Source organism: Bradyrhizobium sp. C-145 (genome assembly GCF_023375135.1).
Lineage (GTDB): Bacteria > Pseudomonadota > Alphaproteobacteria > Rhizobiales > Xanthobacteraceae > Bradyrhizobium > Bradyrhizobium zhanjiangense.
In genome coordinates this window covers 3,558,359-3,573,014 of the sequence record NZ_CP088150.1, presented here as the reverse complement: position 1 = coordinate 3,573,014, position 14,656 = coordinate 3,558,359, and the positions used below count along the sequence as shown (strand labels likewise).

The 14,656-nt window shown below is 63.6% G+C and carries 13 protein-coding genes; 6 read left to right on the top strand and 7 right to left on the bottom strand.

The features are described from left to right. Positions 1-59: 59 nt before the first annotated feature. Together LRP30_RS16405 and LRP30_RS16400 are read right to left on the bottom strand one after the other, a co-directional pair. Positions 60-758 (bottom strand): phosphatidylserine decarboxylase, encoded by a 699-nt coding sequence (locus LRP30_RS16405; RefSeq protein ID WP_128934472.1) that lies wholly within the window; start codon positions 756-758, stop codon positions 60-62. Between the two features lie 87 nt (positions 759-845). Beyond that, the gene (locus LRP30_RS16400; RefSeq protein WP_249761770.1) at positions 846-2,804 is read right to left on the bottom strand and encodes an ABC transporter ATP-binding protein/permease; all 1,959 of its coding nucleotides are present in this window, start codon (positions 2,802-2,804) and stop codon (positions 846-848) included. A 201-nt stretch (positions 2,805-3,005) separates the two neighbouring features. Between LRP30_RS16400 and LRP30_RS16395 the strand changes: the two genes are divergently transcribed. Continuing rightward, the gene (locus LRP30_RS16395) at positions 3,006-3,611 is read left to right on the top strand and encodes a TIGR00730 family Rossman fold protein (RefSeq protein ID WP_164934453.1); all 606 of its coding nucleotides are present in this window, start codon (positions 3,006-3,008) and stop codon (positions 3,609-3,611) included. A gap of 3 nt (positions 3,612-3,614) precedes the next feature. On the opposite strand, the gene LRP30_RS16390 is transcribed toward LRP30_RS16395, so the two are convergent. From LRP30_RS16390 to cysS, 4 genes are all read right to left on the bottom strand, one after another. Continuing rightward, the gene (locus tag LRP30_RS16390) at positions 3,615-3,992 is read right to left on the bottom strand and encodes a VOC family protein (protein WP_249761033.1); all 378 of its coding nucleotides are present in this window, start codon (positions 3,990-3,992) and stop codon (positions 3,615-3,617) included. Positions 3,993-4,117: 125 nt separating this feature from the next. After that, positions 4,118-5,716 carry a citramalate synthase gene (gene cimA / locus LRP30_RS16385; RefSeq protein ID WP_249761032.1) on the bottom strand — a complete coding sequence of 533 codons (1,599 nt, stop codon included), beginning with the start codon at positions 5,714-5,716 and terminating at the stop codon, positions 4,118-4,120. Next, positions 5,713-6,204 carry a GNAT family N-acetyltransferase gene (locus LRP30_RS16380; RefSeq protein ID WP_128945596.1) on the bottom strand — a complete coding sequence of 164 codons (492 nt, stop codon included), beginning with the start codon at positions 6,202-6,204 and terminating at the stop codon, positions 5,713-5,715. Before LRP30_RS16380 ends, cimA begins: the two co-directional genes overlap by 4 nt. 116 nt (positions 6,205-6,320) lie before the next feature. Next, entirely contained in the window at positions 6,321-7,703 is a 1,383-nt protein-coding gene (gene cysS / locus LRP30_RS16375; protein WP_249761031.1) for a cysteine--tRNA ligase, read from the bottom strand. A gap of 291 nt (positions 7,704-7,994) precedes the next feature. On the opposite strand from cysS, the gene LRP30_RS16370 reads away from it, so the two are divergent. Both LRP30_RS16370 and LRP30_RS16365 read left to right on the top strand, forming a co-directional pair. Continuing rightward, the gene (locus LRP30_RS16370; protein WP_249761030.1) at positions 7,995-8,300 is read left to right on the top strand and encodes a hypothetical protein; all 306 of its coding nucleotides are present in this window, start codon (positions 7,995-7,997) and stop codon (positions 8,298-8,300) included. Between the two features lie 143 nt (positions 8,301-8,443). Beyond that, entirely contained in the window at positions 8,444-9,631 is a 1,188-nt protein-coding gene (locus LRP30_RS16365; RefSeq protein ID WP_249761029.1) for a DUF2865 domain-containing protein, read from the top strand. 180 nt (positions 9,632-9,811) lie between these two features. Here the strand turns inward: LRP30_RS16365 and LRP30_RS16360 are convergent, their stop codons facing one another. After that, the gene (locus tag LRP30_RS16360; protein ID WP_128934479.1) at positions 9,812-10,714 is read right to left on the bottom strand and encodes a DUF2189 domain-containing protein; all 903 of its coding nucleotides are present in this window, start codon (positions 10,712-10,714) and stop codon (positions 9,812-9,814) included. Positions 10,715-11,255: 541 nt separating this feature from the next. On the opposite strand from LRP30_RS16360, the gene LRP30_RS16355 reads away from it, so the two are divergent. From LRP30_RS16355 to LRP30_RS16345, 3 genes are all read left to right on the top strand, one after another. After that, complete coding sequence (locus tag LRP30_RS16355) at positions 11,256-12,089, top strand: cytochrome c oxidase subunit II (protein ID WP_128934480.1); 834 nt, start codon at positions 11,256-11,258, stop codon at positions 12,087-12,089. A gap of 77 nt (positions 12,090-12,166) precedes the next feature. Beyond that, positions 12,167-13,945: a cbb3-type cytochrome c oxidase subunit I gene (locus LRP30_RS16350; protein ID WP_128934481.1), complete on the top strand. Its 1,779-nt coding sequence runs from the start codon at positions 12,167-12,169 to the stop codon at positions 13,943-13,945. Beyond that, entirely contained in the window at positions 13,942-14,646 is a 705-nt protein-coding gene (locus tag LRP30_RS16345) for a cytochrome c oxidase subunit 3 (RefSeq protein WP_249761028.1), read from the top strand. The genes LRP30_RS16350 and LRP30_RS16345 overlap by 4 nt, the downstream gene beginning before the upstream one ends. The last annotated feature ends 10 nt before the right edge of the window (positions 14,647-14,656 follow it).

Here is a 14,656-nt window from a genome sequence, read left to right as displayed (position 1 = left end):
TAGCAAGCCGCGCTCCCCTCCGCCATTGCGGCGGAAGGGCCCCATGCACCGACTATTGGTTAATTGGCGCGATAGCTGCGGCTCGGGTCATCCCCGGCAAGATCGGCCAAAATCGTCTCGCCGGCGATCGCGGTCTGCCCTTCCGACACCAGCGCCTTGGTGCCAACAGGCAAATAGACGTCGAGGCGCGAGCCGAAGCGGATCAGGCCGAAGCGCTCACCGGCACCGATCGCCTGCCCCTCCTTGACGAAGCAGACGATGCGCTTGGCCACGAGGCCGGCGATCTGGATCACGCCGATCCGCGCCGTCGGTGTCGTGATCACCAGTGAGTTGCGCTCATTGTCCTCGCTCGCCTTGTCCAGCTCGGCATTGATGAACAGGCCGGGCCGGTAGGCGATACGGTCCACCCTGCCCGCGATCGGACTGCGGTTTACGTGACAATTGAATACGCTCATGAACACCGAGATGCGCGGCAGCGGCCGGTCGCCGAGCCCGAGCTCGGCGGGCGGCAGCGCCATGGTGATCATCGAGATGCGGCCGTCCGCCGGTGACACCACGAGCCCCTCGCGCACGGGCGTGATGCGGACAGGATCGCGGAAGAACAGCGCGCACCACACGGTCAGGATCGTGCCGATCCACCCCAGAGGGGACCACAGCCAGAACAGGATCAGGCTTGCCAGCGCAAAGCCGCCGATGAAGGGATAGCCCTCCTTGTGGATCGGCGGGATCTGACGCTGGATCGAATCGAGAATGGACATCGCTCTCTGCCGCTGAAGGGTTGACGGCGCACGGGGCCGTCCCGCGCGGTGGAGTTGTTTAGGCCAGAGTTGGGACCGGAGACAAGGTCACTCCGCCGCCGCAGGCGCCGTTAGGACGTCATCGACCGGCGGCGGCTGCCGGTTGGGCGCCTCGCTGGCGTCGGCCATCTTGGCCAGTTTCTCCCGTGCCTCCTCGGCCTCGCGCTGCCTGTTCCACATGCTGGCATAGAGGCCGGCCTGTGCGAGCAGTTTTGCGTGGGTGCCGCGCTCGGCGATGCGGCCCTGGTCCAGCACGATGATCTCGTCGGCGCCGACGATGGTCGAGAGCCGGTGCGCGATCACCAGCGAGGTGCGGTTCTTGGCGACGCGGTCGAGCGCACCCTGGATCTCGTGCTCGGTGTGGGTGTCGAGCGCCGACGTTGCTTCGTCGAGCACCAGGATCGGCGGTGCCTTCAAGACGGTGCGCGCGATCGCAACGCGCTGCTTCTCGCCGCCGGACAGCTTCAGGCCACGCTCGCCAACCTGGGTCTCGTAGCCCTTCGGCGCCAGGCGGATGAAGTGGTCGATCTGCGCCAGCCGCGCCGCCTCCTCGACTTCGGCATCGCTGGCGTCCCAGCGGCCATAGCGGATGTTGTAGCGGATGGTGTCGTTGAACAGCACGGTGTCCTGCGGCACCATGCCGATGGAGGCGCGCAGCGAACCCTGCGTGACCTCGCGGATATCCTGGCCGTCGATCAGGATCTTGCCGCCGGAGACGTCGTAGAGACGGAACAGCAGACGCGAGATTGTCGACTTGCCCGCGCCCGACGGTCCCACGATCGCAACCGTCTTGCCGGCCGGCACCTCGAAGCTGATGCCCTTCAGGATCGGCCGCGTCGGCTCATAGGCAAAGCGCACGTCCTCGAAGCGCACCGTGCCGGCGGAGACGACCAGCGGCTGCGCATCGGGCTCGTCCTTGATCTCGGCCTCGCGGCCCAGCACACCAAACATCTTCTCGATGTCGATGATCGCCTGCTTGATCTCGCGATAGACCATGCCCATGAAGTTCAGTGGCTGATAGAGCTGGATCATCATGGCGTTGACCAGCACGAAATCGCCGACCGTGTTGGTGCCGTTGCGCACGCCGATCGCGCACATCAGCATGGTCGCGGTCAGACCGAGCGTGAAGATCACGGCCTGGCCGGTGTTGAGCACTGCGAGCGAAGTATAGGTGCGGACGCTCGCCTCCTCGTACCGCTCCACCGACTTGTCGTAGCGTCGTGCCTCGCGCGCCTCGGCGCCGAAATACTTCACCGTCTCGTAATTGAGCAGCGAGTCGATCGCCTTGGTGTTCGCCTCGGTGTCGGAATCGTTCATCTTGCGGCGGATGCCGATGCGCCACTCGGTCGCGATGTAGGTGTAGTACATGTAGAACGTGACCGTGATCAGGGTCGCGACCACGTAGCGCCAATCGAACTGCCAGAGCAGCACGGCCATCAGCAGCGAGACCTCGACGATGGTCGGGATCAGCTGCAGGATCACCATGCGCACGATGACCTCGATGCCCTCGCGGCCGCGCTCGAGCACGCGCGTCAGGCCGCCGGTCTTGCGCTCGAGGTGGAAGCGCAGCGACAGCTCGTGCATGTGAATGAAGGTGATGGTCGCAAGCTTGCGCACCGCATGCATGGCGACACGCGCGAAGATGCCGTCGCGCCATTGCGTCAGCACCGCCATCAGGATGCGCATCGCGCCGTAGCTCGCTGTGAGCAGCAGCGGCGGGGCGATCACCCAGAGATGCCAGTTGTCCGCCTGCACCGGCGCGGTGTTGGCGCCGGTCAGCGCATCCGTCGCCCATTTGAAGCTGAACGGCACGGCGAGCGTGATCAGCTTGGCGGCGAGCAGCAACACCAGCGACCAGACCACCCGCATCTTCAGATCGAAGCGGTCGCCCGGCCAGATATAGGGCCACAGATGCGCCAACGTGCCCATCAGCGTGGCCCGCTCCAATGGTCCCCCCGCAGGAGGATCAGGAACGTCGGCGCCGTCGAACGATTGAGGTTGGTCCATCAAGAAGCCTGAAAGCCCGCCGGATGCGGGCGTCGCTACCATTAACGATTTTCGCTCGTCATATAGAGCCTTCCCGATGCCCGCGCACCCCGCCAGATGGCGAATCTTTGATTGTTTGTCGCCATTTACCGGTAGATTTCCGGGTGATCCGAATCACCGATTGGGCTTGACGCCTCTTCGTTGCAATGCATCATGGCACCAATGAGCACAATCAAAACCGTCTGTGTCTATTGCGGCTCCGGCCCAGGAACCAATCCCCGCTTCACCGAAGGCGCCAAGGCATTCGGCAAGGCACTCGCCGAAAACAACATCCGCCTGGTCTATGGCGGCGGCTCGCTCGGCCTGATGGGCGCGGTCGCAACCTCCGTGCTCGATCACGGCGGCACCGTCACCGGCATCATCCCCGACTTCCTGCGGCTGCGCGAAAACGCGCTGACGCGCGTGCAGGAGATGATCGTCACCCCCGACATGCACGAGCGCAAGCGGCTGATGTTCGAACGCTCCGACGCCTTCGTGGCGCTGCCGGGCGGCGTCGGCACGCTGGAGGAGCTGGTCGAGCAAATGACCTGGAAGCAGCTCGGCCGTCACGCCAAGCCGGTGCTGCTCGCCAACATCGACAATTTCTGGGAGCCGCTGTTCTCGCTCTTGTCGCACATGCGCCAGACCGAGTTCATCCGCGCCGGCCTTTCGATCGACATCCTCAAGGCCGATCGGGTCGAAGAGATTCTGCCGAAGCTGAAGACGGCAGCCGCCCAGGTCGCCGAGGCAGAAAAGCAGCTCGCACCGGAAGTGGCACGCAGGCTTTAACGGCTACTCGCTCGGAAACGTCACCGCCTCGATCCGGTTACCGTCGGGGTCGGTGACGAAGGCCGCATAATAGCGCACGCGATCGTGCGGGCGGATGCCCGGCGCGCCGTCGGAGGCACCCCCGGCCGACAGCGCGGCGGCGTGAAACGCGTCGACCTCTCCAGTCGTCTTCGCCCGCAGGCAGATGTGCACGCCGCTCTCCGGCGCGACGCGCGGCATGCCCTCACGCAAGTTGATCCAGAACTCCGGATAGGCCTTGCCGAAGCCGATAGTCCGCGGCCGCATCACAAGGCGCGCCAGGCCGAGCGCGGCAAGCGCGGCTTCATAGAATTTCGCGGCGCGATCGAGATCGCTGACGCCGACGGAGATGTGGTCGATCATTGGTCGCGCTCCCTCTCTCCTCCTCGTCATTGCGAGCGTAGCGAAGCAATCCAGCGTGTGTCCGCGGAGGGATTCTGGATTGCTTCGCTTCGCTCGCAATGACGGCGCTGTTGCGCCGCCGTCGCTTACGCCGGCGCGCCCGACTTCACGAGCTTGTAGATCACCGAATCCATCAGCGCCTGGAACGAGGCGTCGATGATGTTCGGGGACACGCCGACCGTGGTCCAGTTGTCGCCGTTCTCGTCCTCGCTCTCGATCAAGACGCGCGTGACCGCGCCGGTGCCGCCATTGAGGATACGCACACGATAGTCGATCAGTTTCAGGCCCTCGATGTACTTCTGGTACTTGCCGAGGTCCTTTCGCAAGGCGACGTCGAGGGCGTTGACGGGACCGTTGCCTTCGGCGGCCGAAATCAGGCGCTCACCGGCGACGTCGACCTTCACTACCGCCAAAGCGACGGTGACGCGCTCGCCGTGCGAATTGTAACGCTGCTCGACATTGACGTCGAACTGCTCGACCTCGAAATAATGCGGCACCTTGCCGAGCGTCCGGCGCGCCAGAAGCTCGAACGAGGCGTTTGCAGATTCATAGGCGTATCCCGCCGCCTCGCGTGCCTTCAATTCCTCGACAAGGCGCGTCAGCTTCGGATCACTCTTCTCGTAAGGAATACCGGCGCGATCGAGCTCGGCGATGACATTGGAGCGCCCGGCCTGGTCGGAGACCAGCACCTTGCGGTGATTGCCGACCAACTCCGGCAGGACGTGCTCGTAGGTCTGCGGATCCTTCAGCACGGCGGAGGCATGAATGCCGGTCTTGGTGACGAAGGCGCTCTCGCCGATATAGGCCGCATGCCGGTTCGGCACACGGTTGAGCATGTCGTCGAGCGTGCGCGAGACTTTGACCAGCGTTGCCAGCTTCTCGGCCGTGACGCCGATCTCGAAGGCGTCGGCAAAATTCTTCTTCAGCTTCAGAGTCGGGATAAGCGAGCAGAGATTGGCGTTGCCGCAGCGCTCGCCAAGGCCGTTCAGCGTGCCCTGGATCTGCCGCACACCAGCGCGCACCGCAGCGAGCGAATTGGCCACCGCCTGCTCGGTATCGTTATGGGCGTGGATGCCGACATGATCGCCGGGAATGTGCCTCGTCACCTCGGTGACGATGGCCTCGACCTCATCAGGCATGGTGCCGCCATTGGTGTCGCACAGCACCACCCAGCGTGCCCCGGCCTCATAAGCGGCCTTGGCGCAGGCGAGCGCGAACGCCGCGTCTTCCTTGTAGCCGTCGAAAAAGTGCTCGCAGTCGAGCATGACCTCGCGGCCGGCGGCTTTCGCCGCCGCAACGCTGTCGCGGATCGAGGCGAGGTTTTCCTCTTTCGTCGTCTCCAGCGCGACGCGCACCTGATAGGCCGATGACTTCGCCACGAAGCAGATCGCGTCGGCCTTTGCTTCCAGCAGCCCGGCGATGCCGGGATCGTTGGAAACCGAGCGCCCGGCTCGCCGCGTCATGCCGAAGGCAGTGAAGCGCGCATGGGCGAGCTTGGGCTTGGTCGCAAAGAATTCGCTGTCGAGCGGATTGGCGCCGGGATAGCCACCCTCGACATAGTCGATGCCGAGGTCATCGAGCATCGCCGCGATGACCTGCTTGTCGGCCAACGTGAAATCGACACCGTTGGTCTGCGCGCCGTCGCGCAGCGTGGTGTCGAAGAGATAGAGACGCTCCTTGCTCATTGCCCCGCTCCGAGCGTCTTCTTCATGGTGGTGTTGGCGAGCCACTCGTCGTTGATGGTGACGCTGTTGCGCTGCTGGGCGATGTAGCCGCGCTTGGCGAAGAAGCCCTGCGCGGTGTCGCTGGCGTCGACCGAGAGGCTCGTGGCACCTCGGCCGCCGGCAAGCTTTTCCAGCGCATCGACCAGCATGGTCGCAACGCCCTGCCCGCTCACTCCCGGATGCACATAGAGCATGCGGATGTGATCGTTGCCGCGCAACGAGGCGAAACCGATGGGCGAGCCTTCCAGCGTCGCGACCAGGGTCAGGTCGGCGGCGAGCCGCTTGCCGAACTCTTCGCTTTCCGCCGTCTCCATCCAGGCCTGCTGCTGCGCCTCGCTATAGTCGTCACCGGTCAGCTCCTCGATGCTGGCGGCGAAGATCGCGGCGAGCACCGGCACATCATCAGGCAGGAACGGCCGCAAGCCGGGTTTTGGCAAAGTCTGTCCCATCGGTCTTCACCACATCCCATAGAGTTTCAGCACCAGCGCTACGGCGCCAGCGAGCAGCGCGATTTTCAGTACGATGTAATAGAGCCAGTGCCGCGGGAAAGGCGTGTCGGGCCGCTTCATCGCGCAATCTCCCAGGTGGTTCCTTCCTTGGAGTCCTTGATCGCAACGCCCATCGCGGTGAGCAGATCGCGGATGCGGTCGGATTCCTTAAAGTCCTTGCGCGCACGCGCAGCCGTCCGCTCCGCGATCAGGCGCTCGACTTCCTTCGCATCGATGCCGCTCGCCTGCTGCTTGCGGCCTTCCCATTGCGCAGCGCTCTCGGAGAGGAAACCGAGTAGCCGCAATGATCCTGCCAAGGCGTTCACGTCGGTACCGCGGAGGCCGTGCAGCGCCGCGATCGCCAGGGACGTGTTGAGGTCGTCGAGCAGCGGCTCGACCACGGATGCCGCCGGCCTGCCGGGCTCGACGTCGGCCGCGACGCGATACCAATCGTCGAGCGTCTTGGCGCTCTCCTCCAGCGACTTCATGGTCCAGTCGATCGGCGAGCGGTAATGCGTCTTCAGCATGTTCAGACGCAACACCTCGCCCGGCCAATCCTGCAGCAGCTCATGGATGGTGATGAAGTTGCCGAGGCTCTTCGACATCTTCTCACTCTCGACCTGGAGGAAGCCGTTGTGCATCCAGTAGTTCGCCATGCGCTGCTGGTGGAAAGCGCAGCAGGTCTGCGCGACCTCGTTCTCGTGATGCGGAAACACGAGATCGATGCCGCCGCCATGGATGTCGAAATGCTCGCCGAGGTGCTTCCAGGCCATCGCCGAGCACTCGATGTGCCAGCCCGGGCGTCCCTGCGCGGCGATGCCGGACGGCGACGGCCATGACGGCTCGCCGGGCTTGGACGGCTTCCACAGCACGAAGTCGGTATTGCCCTTCTTGTAGGGCGCGACATCGACACGCGCACCGGCGACCATCTCGTCCAGCGAGCGATTGGACAGCGCGCCGTAGCGCGGCAGGCCTGCATTGGCCGCGTTCATCGCCTGTGGCGAGAACAGCACATGGTCTTCGGCGACATAGGCGAAGCCGCCGGCGACGAGCTTCTCGATGATCTCGCGCATCTCGCCGATATGCTCGGTCGCGCGCGGCTCGACGCTCGGCCGCAGCGCGCCCAGCGCATCGACATCCGCGTGAAACTGTTTTCCCGTCTCCTCTGTGACCTTGCGAATGGCCTCGTTCAGCGGCAGGCCGGGAAAATCGCGCGCGGCGCGGTCGTTGATCTTGTCGTCGACGTCGGTGATGTTGCGGACATATTTGACGTGCGCTTCGCCATAGAGATGGCGCAGCAGCCGAAACAGCACGTCGAACACGATCACCGGCCGTGCATTGCCGATATGGGCGAAGTCATAGACGGTCGGTCCGCAGACATACATACGGACATTCTTCGCATCGAGCGGTACAAAAGTCCGCTTTTCCCGGCTCAACGTGTCGTAAAGGCGCAATTCCATATGGATACCCGTCGGCTGTTGGCCGGGCGTCCAGGGCTCTCAATGTTTTTTGAGAAAAGACGGCTCCAGCCAGCGAATCGCTAGCTCGTAATCTCGCGGCAAATGGCGCAAATGGCGAGGAGACCGTTCATGCGGCCACATATGGGCTAGGAGGCGGCCCCGCGTCAAGAGAGCCGCGAAAACGCCGTTTTATCTCCGCAAAGCGCCCGGCTCGTCCTGATGGTTCATGATCCTTAACCATTTGAGCCCATTCTGGAACTGGCGGTTCCCTTTTTGCCCCCCGGTGTTTTCATGCGATCCTTGCTCGCGCTCATTTTCGGCGCCTCCATCATTGCGGCATCCAGCGCTTGTGCCGAGACCCGCGTCTTCATCATCGCCAACCAGGCGGACGGCTACGGCGTCGACCAGTGCTTGGCCAAGGGCGACAAATGCGGCGCCTCCGTCGCGCGCACCTATTGCCAGTCACGGGATTTTGCCCAGGCCTCGGCCTATCGCCGGGTCGATCCCGACGAAATTACCGGCTCCGTCCCCAAATCCGGCGCAAACTGCTCCCATGGCCGTTGCGACGTATATGTCGCAATCACCTGCCAGCGCTGAATTCGCTCGGAGCTGGCGGACCTTAGGCCCAATCTTTGGCCCTTGAAACGACGTGACGATGCCGCAGGAAGCGGCTATTGGAGGGCGCGCTTCGGCCCTCCAAAGTCACTTGGAAAGTCACATTGGGCCGTGACCTCGCTAGAATGGCGGATATGCCTGAATTGTTGTCCCTGCCTCGTGCCCGCTTCCTCCTTGCCTGCACCCTGCTCCTGAGCACGGTCGTGCTCGCCACCGACGCTTTCGCGCAGGCGGGCCCGCCGGGGCCGCCGCCTCAGCCCGGCCAGAACGGGCTCGGCCCCAATCCGATGTGCGTGCGGCTGGAAGGCCAGCTCGCCGCGCTCGACCGCGGCGGCGGCGGTGACCCCGCGCGCGAAGAACAGATCCGCCGCTACCAGGATTCGCAGAGCCGTCAGCAGGCCGAGCTCGACCGCGTCACCATGCAGGCCAAGCGCATGGGCTGCGATTCCTCCGGCTTCTTCTCGCTGTTCAACGGCCAGTCGGCGCAATGCGGCCCGGTCAACACCCAGATCCAGCAGATGCGCGCCAATCTGGACCAGATCACCGGCAATCTCGAGCGGCTGCGCGGCGGCGGCCCCGGCGGCTTCAGCCCCGAGCGCGACAACCAGCGCCGCTCGGTGCTGGCGGCGCTGGCGCAGAACAACTGCGGCCCCCAATATGCCAACGCCGCGCAATCACAAGGCGGCGGCAACTTCCTCAGCAATTTGTTTGGCGGCAATAGCGCGGGCAATCCGCAAGCCGTGCCGCCCGCCGATCTCGGCCCGCAATCCGGCACCTTCCGCACCGTGTGCGTGCGCACCTGCGACGGCGCCTATTTCCCGATCTCGTTTGCGACCGTGCCGGCACGCTTCCCCGACGACGAGAAGACCTGCAAGGCGCTGTGCCCGGCCGCGGAAGCCGTGCTCTACGCCCATCGCAATCCCGGCGAAGACATGAACTCGGCGGTCTCGATCGGCGGCCAGCCCTACACGGCGCTGCCGACCGCATTCAAGTTCCGCAGCGAGTTCAACCCGTCCTGCTCCTGCAAGGCCGCAGGCCAGACCTGGGCGGATGCGTTGAAATCGGCGGACGACAAGGCGGCGGCCGAGCAGCAGGGCGACATCATCGTCACCGAAGAGAGCGCCAGGAAGATGCAGCAGCAGCGGCTCAACAAGGGCACGCCTGCGAATGCCAAGAAGGGCCCAGCTCCGGCGCCGACGACCGCCACAGCGCCGGCCGCGCCGCCGCCGGCGGATACCGCCGCTACTGCCAACTCCGAGAACAAGCCGATCCGCTCGGTCGGCCCGACCTTCCTGCCGCAGCAGCAGAAGTAGGCAGCCCTGCTTTTACTGTCATGCCCCGCGAAGGCGGGGCATCCAGTACTCCGTGACGCCAGTCGTGCACACAAGCAGCGCCGCAGGGTACTGGATCATCCGCTTTCGCGGATGATGACAGCAATCCAGGGGCACAATCGCCCGTCTCACGCGCAACCGTTATCCCTCAAACGCGCGCTACTACTCGCCCTCGCGGCTCCACGGGAAGAGATTGGCCGGGAAGTCTGCTGCGTAGCGCTTTCCCTTCGGGGGCGGCGGCGGTGCGTCCGGTGGGTTCGGATTCGGCTCGACCACCCGCCGATAGAGGTGCCAGGTGGCATGACCGAGCACTGGCAGAACGACAGCGAGGCCGACGAATAGCGGCAGCGAGCCGATCACGAGTAGCGCCGCCACGATGAGGCCCCATCCGGCCATCGCAACCGGATTCGCCGCGACCGCTCGAAGCGACGTGCGGATCGCGTCGATCGCAGTCGCATGCCGGTCCAGCATCAACGGAAATGACACGACGCTGACGCACAGCGCCACAACCGCAAACAGGAAGCCGACACCGCAACCGACGATGATGAGCGACCAGCCTTCCGGTGTCGTCAGCACGCGCGTTGTGAAGTCGGGAATGCTGGCGGCCGCCGCGTGACCGAAGATTGCGACATAGATTGCGTTCGCGACACCGATCCAGGCCCCGAACAGGACCAGCAGGAGCACGCCGAGTTCTACCATGGCGCCGAACGAGGGTGCGCGCAGCACCTTGATCGCATCCCATGCATCGACCTCCTCTCCGCGCTCGCGCCGACGGCTGAGCTCGTAGAGACCGATCGCGGCAAAAGGTCCGACCAAGGCAAAGCCGGCGGCCAGCGGAAACAGTAGCGGCAGCACCGAATAGCCGAGCACCATCCTGAACAGGACGAGACCAAGAACGGGATAAATCACGCACACGACGATCGCGTGACTCGGCATCGCCTGGAAATCCTCCCAACCCAGGCGCAGGGCCTCGGACAGGTCGGACAAGCTGATCTTGCGAATGGGATAGGAGGCCGCTTCGCCGAATACGTGCCGCCTGATGTCGTGGGAGTACAGAGTGGCCATGAACGGACCTCCCGTGCTGAAAATCGCGGTTTCGATAACACGCGCTTTCCAGCCACGCGTGTCCGCCGGATGAGCAGGAAACGCGATGGGTCGAGTACGGCAACCCAGGTTCATCGAACGAGCCTGGCCGGACGGAACCCGTCGCGACCTGCCCCGCAAGCTTAGCGCGCGCGGAGCACGGCTGCACTCACGGTTGGGTGAATTGTGCGACCTGATTTGTGCGTTGCATCACCCCGGACGCTGAGCGCACCTGATGCTTTTGTCGACTTGCCGGGCGACGGCAACGCCCACGCCGCGCGTTGACACGCCGATATGCTCTATTGACGCCGGATTAGGCTGGGACCATTTTAGACACAGACGCCCTTAGCTCCGATGAGATTGATGGTCGCGAGCGTTCCCTTGATTTCGCGACCAGTGGAATGGGCGAAGCAAGAGGCCGGCGATGGCACGAATGCCGACCAAGAAAGGCCAGCCATCGCGACAGACATGAGCTCCGCCCTGGATTCGTATCCGTAGCCTTCAGTGGCAAGGATGGATCAGGATGGCTGTCGCACTGATATTGCTTCTGGTCGCGATCGGCTCCGTGCTGTTTCACCTCTACAGCCCGTGGTGGTGGACACCGATCGCCACAAACTGGGCCTATATCGACCACACCATCAACATCACGTTCTGGATCACGGGCTTCGTATTCGTCGCGGTCATCGCCTTCATGGCCTACTGCGTCTTCCGCTTTCACCACAAAGAGGGAAGACGGGCCGACTACAATCCGGAAAACAAGAAGCTCGAATGGTGGCTGAGCGTCGGGACCGGCGTCGGCGTCGCGGCCATGCTGGCGCCTGGCCTCGTGGTCTGGCACCAGTTCGTGACGGTGCCTGCGGGTGCCACCGAGGTCGAGGTCATGGGGCAGCAATGGCAATGGAGCTTCCGCCTTCCGGGCAAGGATGGGCAATTGGGCACATCCGATGTCCGCAACATCGCCTCCGACAATCCGATGGGACTCAATCATGACGACCAACACGCGCAGGACGACGTCGTGATCGAGAACGGCGAGCTACACCTTCAAGTGGGAAAGCCGGTCAAGGTTCTCCTCCGCTCGGTTGATGTCCTGCACGATTTCTACGTGCCCGAATTCCGGGCCAAGATGGACATGGTTCCAGGCATGGTGACCTATTTCTGGATAACGCCGATCCGAACCGGAACGTTCGATGTTCTCTGTGCGGAGCTTTGTGGCGCTGCTCACTATCAGATGCGCGCCAAGGTCATCGTCGACGAAGAGCGTGAATATCACGCTTGGCTGGAGCAACAAAAAACGTTTGCAGAATTGTCGCCGGCCAAAGCCGTCGTGAAGGCGACGTACCAATCCGGCGGCAAGTAGCAAGCTGCCGCCGCGAAGATAGATCGGGAGCATGAGGCCAACGCCTCGCCCCGATGGAAACGACCGAGGAGGTTTCTATGGTCGATATTCCATATGAAGGGATCCCCGGCATTCCGCCTGCCGAAGTGCCTGATGTCGAGCTCTATCATCCGCGGAGCTGGTGGACGCGATATGTCTTCTCGCAGGACGCCAAGGTGATCGCCATCCAGTATTCGCTGACGGCCACGGCCATCGGGCTGGTGGCCCTGGTGCTGTCGTGGCTGATGCGGCTGCAACTGGGATTTCCCGGCACCTTCTCCTTCATCGATGCCAACCAGTACCTCCAGTTCATCACCATGCACGGCATGATCATGGTGATCTATCTGCTCACGGCGTTGTTCCTGGGCGGTTTCGGCAACTACCTGATCCCGCTGATGGTCGGCGCCCGGGACATGGTCTTCCCTTATGTGAACATGCTGAGCTACTGGGTCTACCTGCTCGCAGTCCTGGTGCTGGCGTCGACATTCTTCGTGCCCGGCGGCCCCACCGGCGCCGGCTGGACGCTATACCCGCCGCAAGCGATCCTCTCCGGAACGCCCGGGCAGGATTGGGGCATCATTCTCATGATGTCGTCCCTGATCCTGTTCATCATCGGCTTCACCATGGGCGGGCTGAATTATGTGGTCACGGTGCTCCAGGCGCGCACCCGCGGCATGACGTTGATGCGCTTGCCGCTGACGGTGTGGGGCATTTTCACGGCGACCGTGATGGCGCTCTTGGCATTCCCTGCCCTGTTCGTTGCCTCGGTCATGCTGCTGCTTGACCGTCTGCTCGGAACCAGCTTCTTCATGCCTTCGCTCGTCGAGATGGGCACGCTGTCGAAATATGGCGGCGGCAGCCCGCTGCTCTTCCAGCACCTGTTCTGGTTCTTCGGCCACCCCGAAGTCTATATCGTCGCCCTGCCCGCCTTCGGCATCGTCTCCGATCTGATCAGCACGCATGCGCGCAAGAACATCTTTGGTTACCGCATGATGGTCTGGGCGATCGTGGCCATCGGCGCGCTCAGCTTCATCGTATGGGCGCACCACATGTATGTGAGCGGCATGTTCCCGCAATTCGGGTACTTCTTCGCCACCACGACGCTCATCATCGCAATCCCCACCGCGATCAAGGTCTACAACTGGGTGCTGACCCTGTGGCGCGGCGACATCCATCTCACGGTGCCGATGCTGTTCGCCCTCGGCTTCATCATCACCTTCGTGAACGGCGGGCTCACCGGCCTTTTCCTCGGCAACGTCGTCGTGGACGTGCCCCTCTCGGACACCATGTTCGTGGTCGCGCATTTCCACATGGTGATGGGCGTGGCGCCGATCATGGTCGTGCTCGGCGCGATCTATCATTGGTACCCCAAGATCACGGGGCGGATGCTGAACCAGGCTCTCGGCAAGTTTCACTTCTGGGTCACCTTCCTCGGCGCCTACCTGATCTTCTTCCCCATGCACTACCTTGGACTGCTCGGGGTTCCGCGCCGGTATTTCGAACTCGGGGATGCGGCCTTCATCCCGTCCTCGGCCCATTCGCTGAACGCCTTCATCTCCGTGGTGGCCTTGACCGTCGGCTTCAGCCAGATGGTGTTCCTGTTCAATCTGGCCTGGAGCTTGTTCAAAGGTGAGGCCTCGGGCGGCAACCCGTGGCGGGCGACGACGCTGGAGTGGCAGACGCCGGAGACGCCTCCAGGGCACGGCAATTGGGGCAAGGAGCTCCCGGTCGTGTACCGCTGGGCCTATGACTACAGTGTGCCCGGAGCCGCGGAGGACTTCATACCGCAGAACCAGCCGCCGCACGCGACGCAGCGCGTTCAGGGAGCTGCTTCGTGAGCGCCATCATCCTGTTCCTGGCTGTGCTTGCGGTGATCGCCGGATGGTGGCTGTCGCAGCAGCGGCTGACGGCCAAGCCATGGCTGGAGGAAGGCCCGGTCGGTGACTTCCCGGGCGGCGATGCCATGACCTGGCCGGCAGCGAAGGTCGGACTTGGCGTGTTTCTCGCCGTCGCGAGCGCATTATTCGTCCTCTTCATCAGCGCCTACTCGATGCGCATGAGCGTGGTGGACTGGCGGCCGCTGCCGATACCGCGACTGCTGTGGGTCAACACCGGCGTCCTGGTCCTGAGCAGCGTCGCGCTGCAATGGTCGTACGTGGCGGCACGCCGAGACGATGCTGAAGGCGTCATGATCGGCCTGCTCGCGGGCGGAGCATCTGCCGTGATCTTCCTTGCCGGACAGCTCCTGGCCTGGCAACGGCTCGGGGCTGCCGGATATTTCGTGGCGTCCAATCCGGCGAATTCCTTCTTCTACCTGTTGACCGCAGTGCACGGGCTGCATCTGACGGGCGGTCTGGTGGCCTTGGGCCGAACCTCAGCCAAGATGTGGCGCGGCGCCGAGATCGCCGACATGCGCTTGAGCGTGGAGCTGTGCGCCATCTACTGGCACTTCCTGCTGCTGGTCTGGCTCGTCCTGCTCGGTCTTCTCACGGGCTGGACGGACGATTTCGTCAACATCTGCCGCCAATTGCTGAGCTAGGGAGGCGAGA

Bases quoted from the DNA above. Each gene is read 5' to 3' on its own strand.
- LRP30_RS16405 (WP_128934472.1), bottom strand. From the start codon at position 758: ATGTCCATTCTCGATTCGATCCAGCGTCAGATCCCGCCGATCCACAAG.
- LRP30_RS16400 (WP_249761770.1), bottom strand. From the start codon at position 2,804: ATGGACCAACCTCAATCGTTCGACGGCGCCGACGTTCCTGATCCTCCT.
- LRP30_RS16395 (WP_164934453.1), top strand. From the start codon at position 3,006: ATGAGCACAATCAAAACCGTCTGTGTCTATTGCGGCTCCGGCCCAGGA.
- LRP30_RS16390 (WP_249761033.1), bottom strand. From the start codon at position 3,992: ATGATCGACCACATCTCCGTCGGCGTCAGCGATCTCGATCGCGCCGCG.
- cimA (WP_249761032.1), bottom strand. From the start codon at position 5,716: ATGAGCAAGGAGCGTCTCTATCTCTTCGACACCACGCTGCGCGACGGC.
- LRP30_RS16380 (WP_128945596.1), bottom strand. From the start codon at position 6,204: ATGGGACAGACTTTGCCAAAACCCGGCTTGCGGCCGTTCCTGCCTGAT.
- cysS (WP_249761031.1), bottom strand. From the start codon at position 7,703: ATGGAATTGCGCCTTTACGACACGTTGAGCCGGGAAAAGCGGACTTTT.
- LRP30_RS16370 (WP_249761030.1), top strand. From the start codon at position 7,995: ATGCGATCCTTGCTCGCGCTCATTTTCGGCGCCTCCATCATTGCGGCA.
- LRP30_RS16365 (WP_249761029.1), top strand. From the start codon at position 8,444: ATGGCGGATATGCCTGAATTGTTGTCCCTGCCTCGTGCCCGCTTCCTC.
- LRP30_RS16360 (WP_128934479.1), bottom strand. From the start codon at position 10,714: ATGGCCACTCTGTACTCCCACGACATCAGGCGGCACGTATTCGGCGAA.
- LRP30_RS16355 (WP_128934480.1), top strand. From the start codon at position 11,256: ATGGCTGTCGCACTGATATTGCTTCTGGTCGCGATCGGCTCCGTGCTG.
- LRP30_RS16350 (WP_128934481.1), top strand. From the start codon at position 12,167: ATGGTCGATATTCCATATGAAGGGATCCCCGGCATTCCGCCTGCCGAA.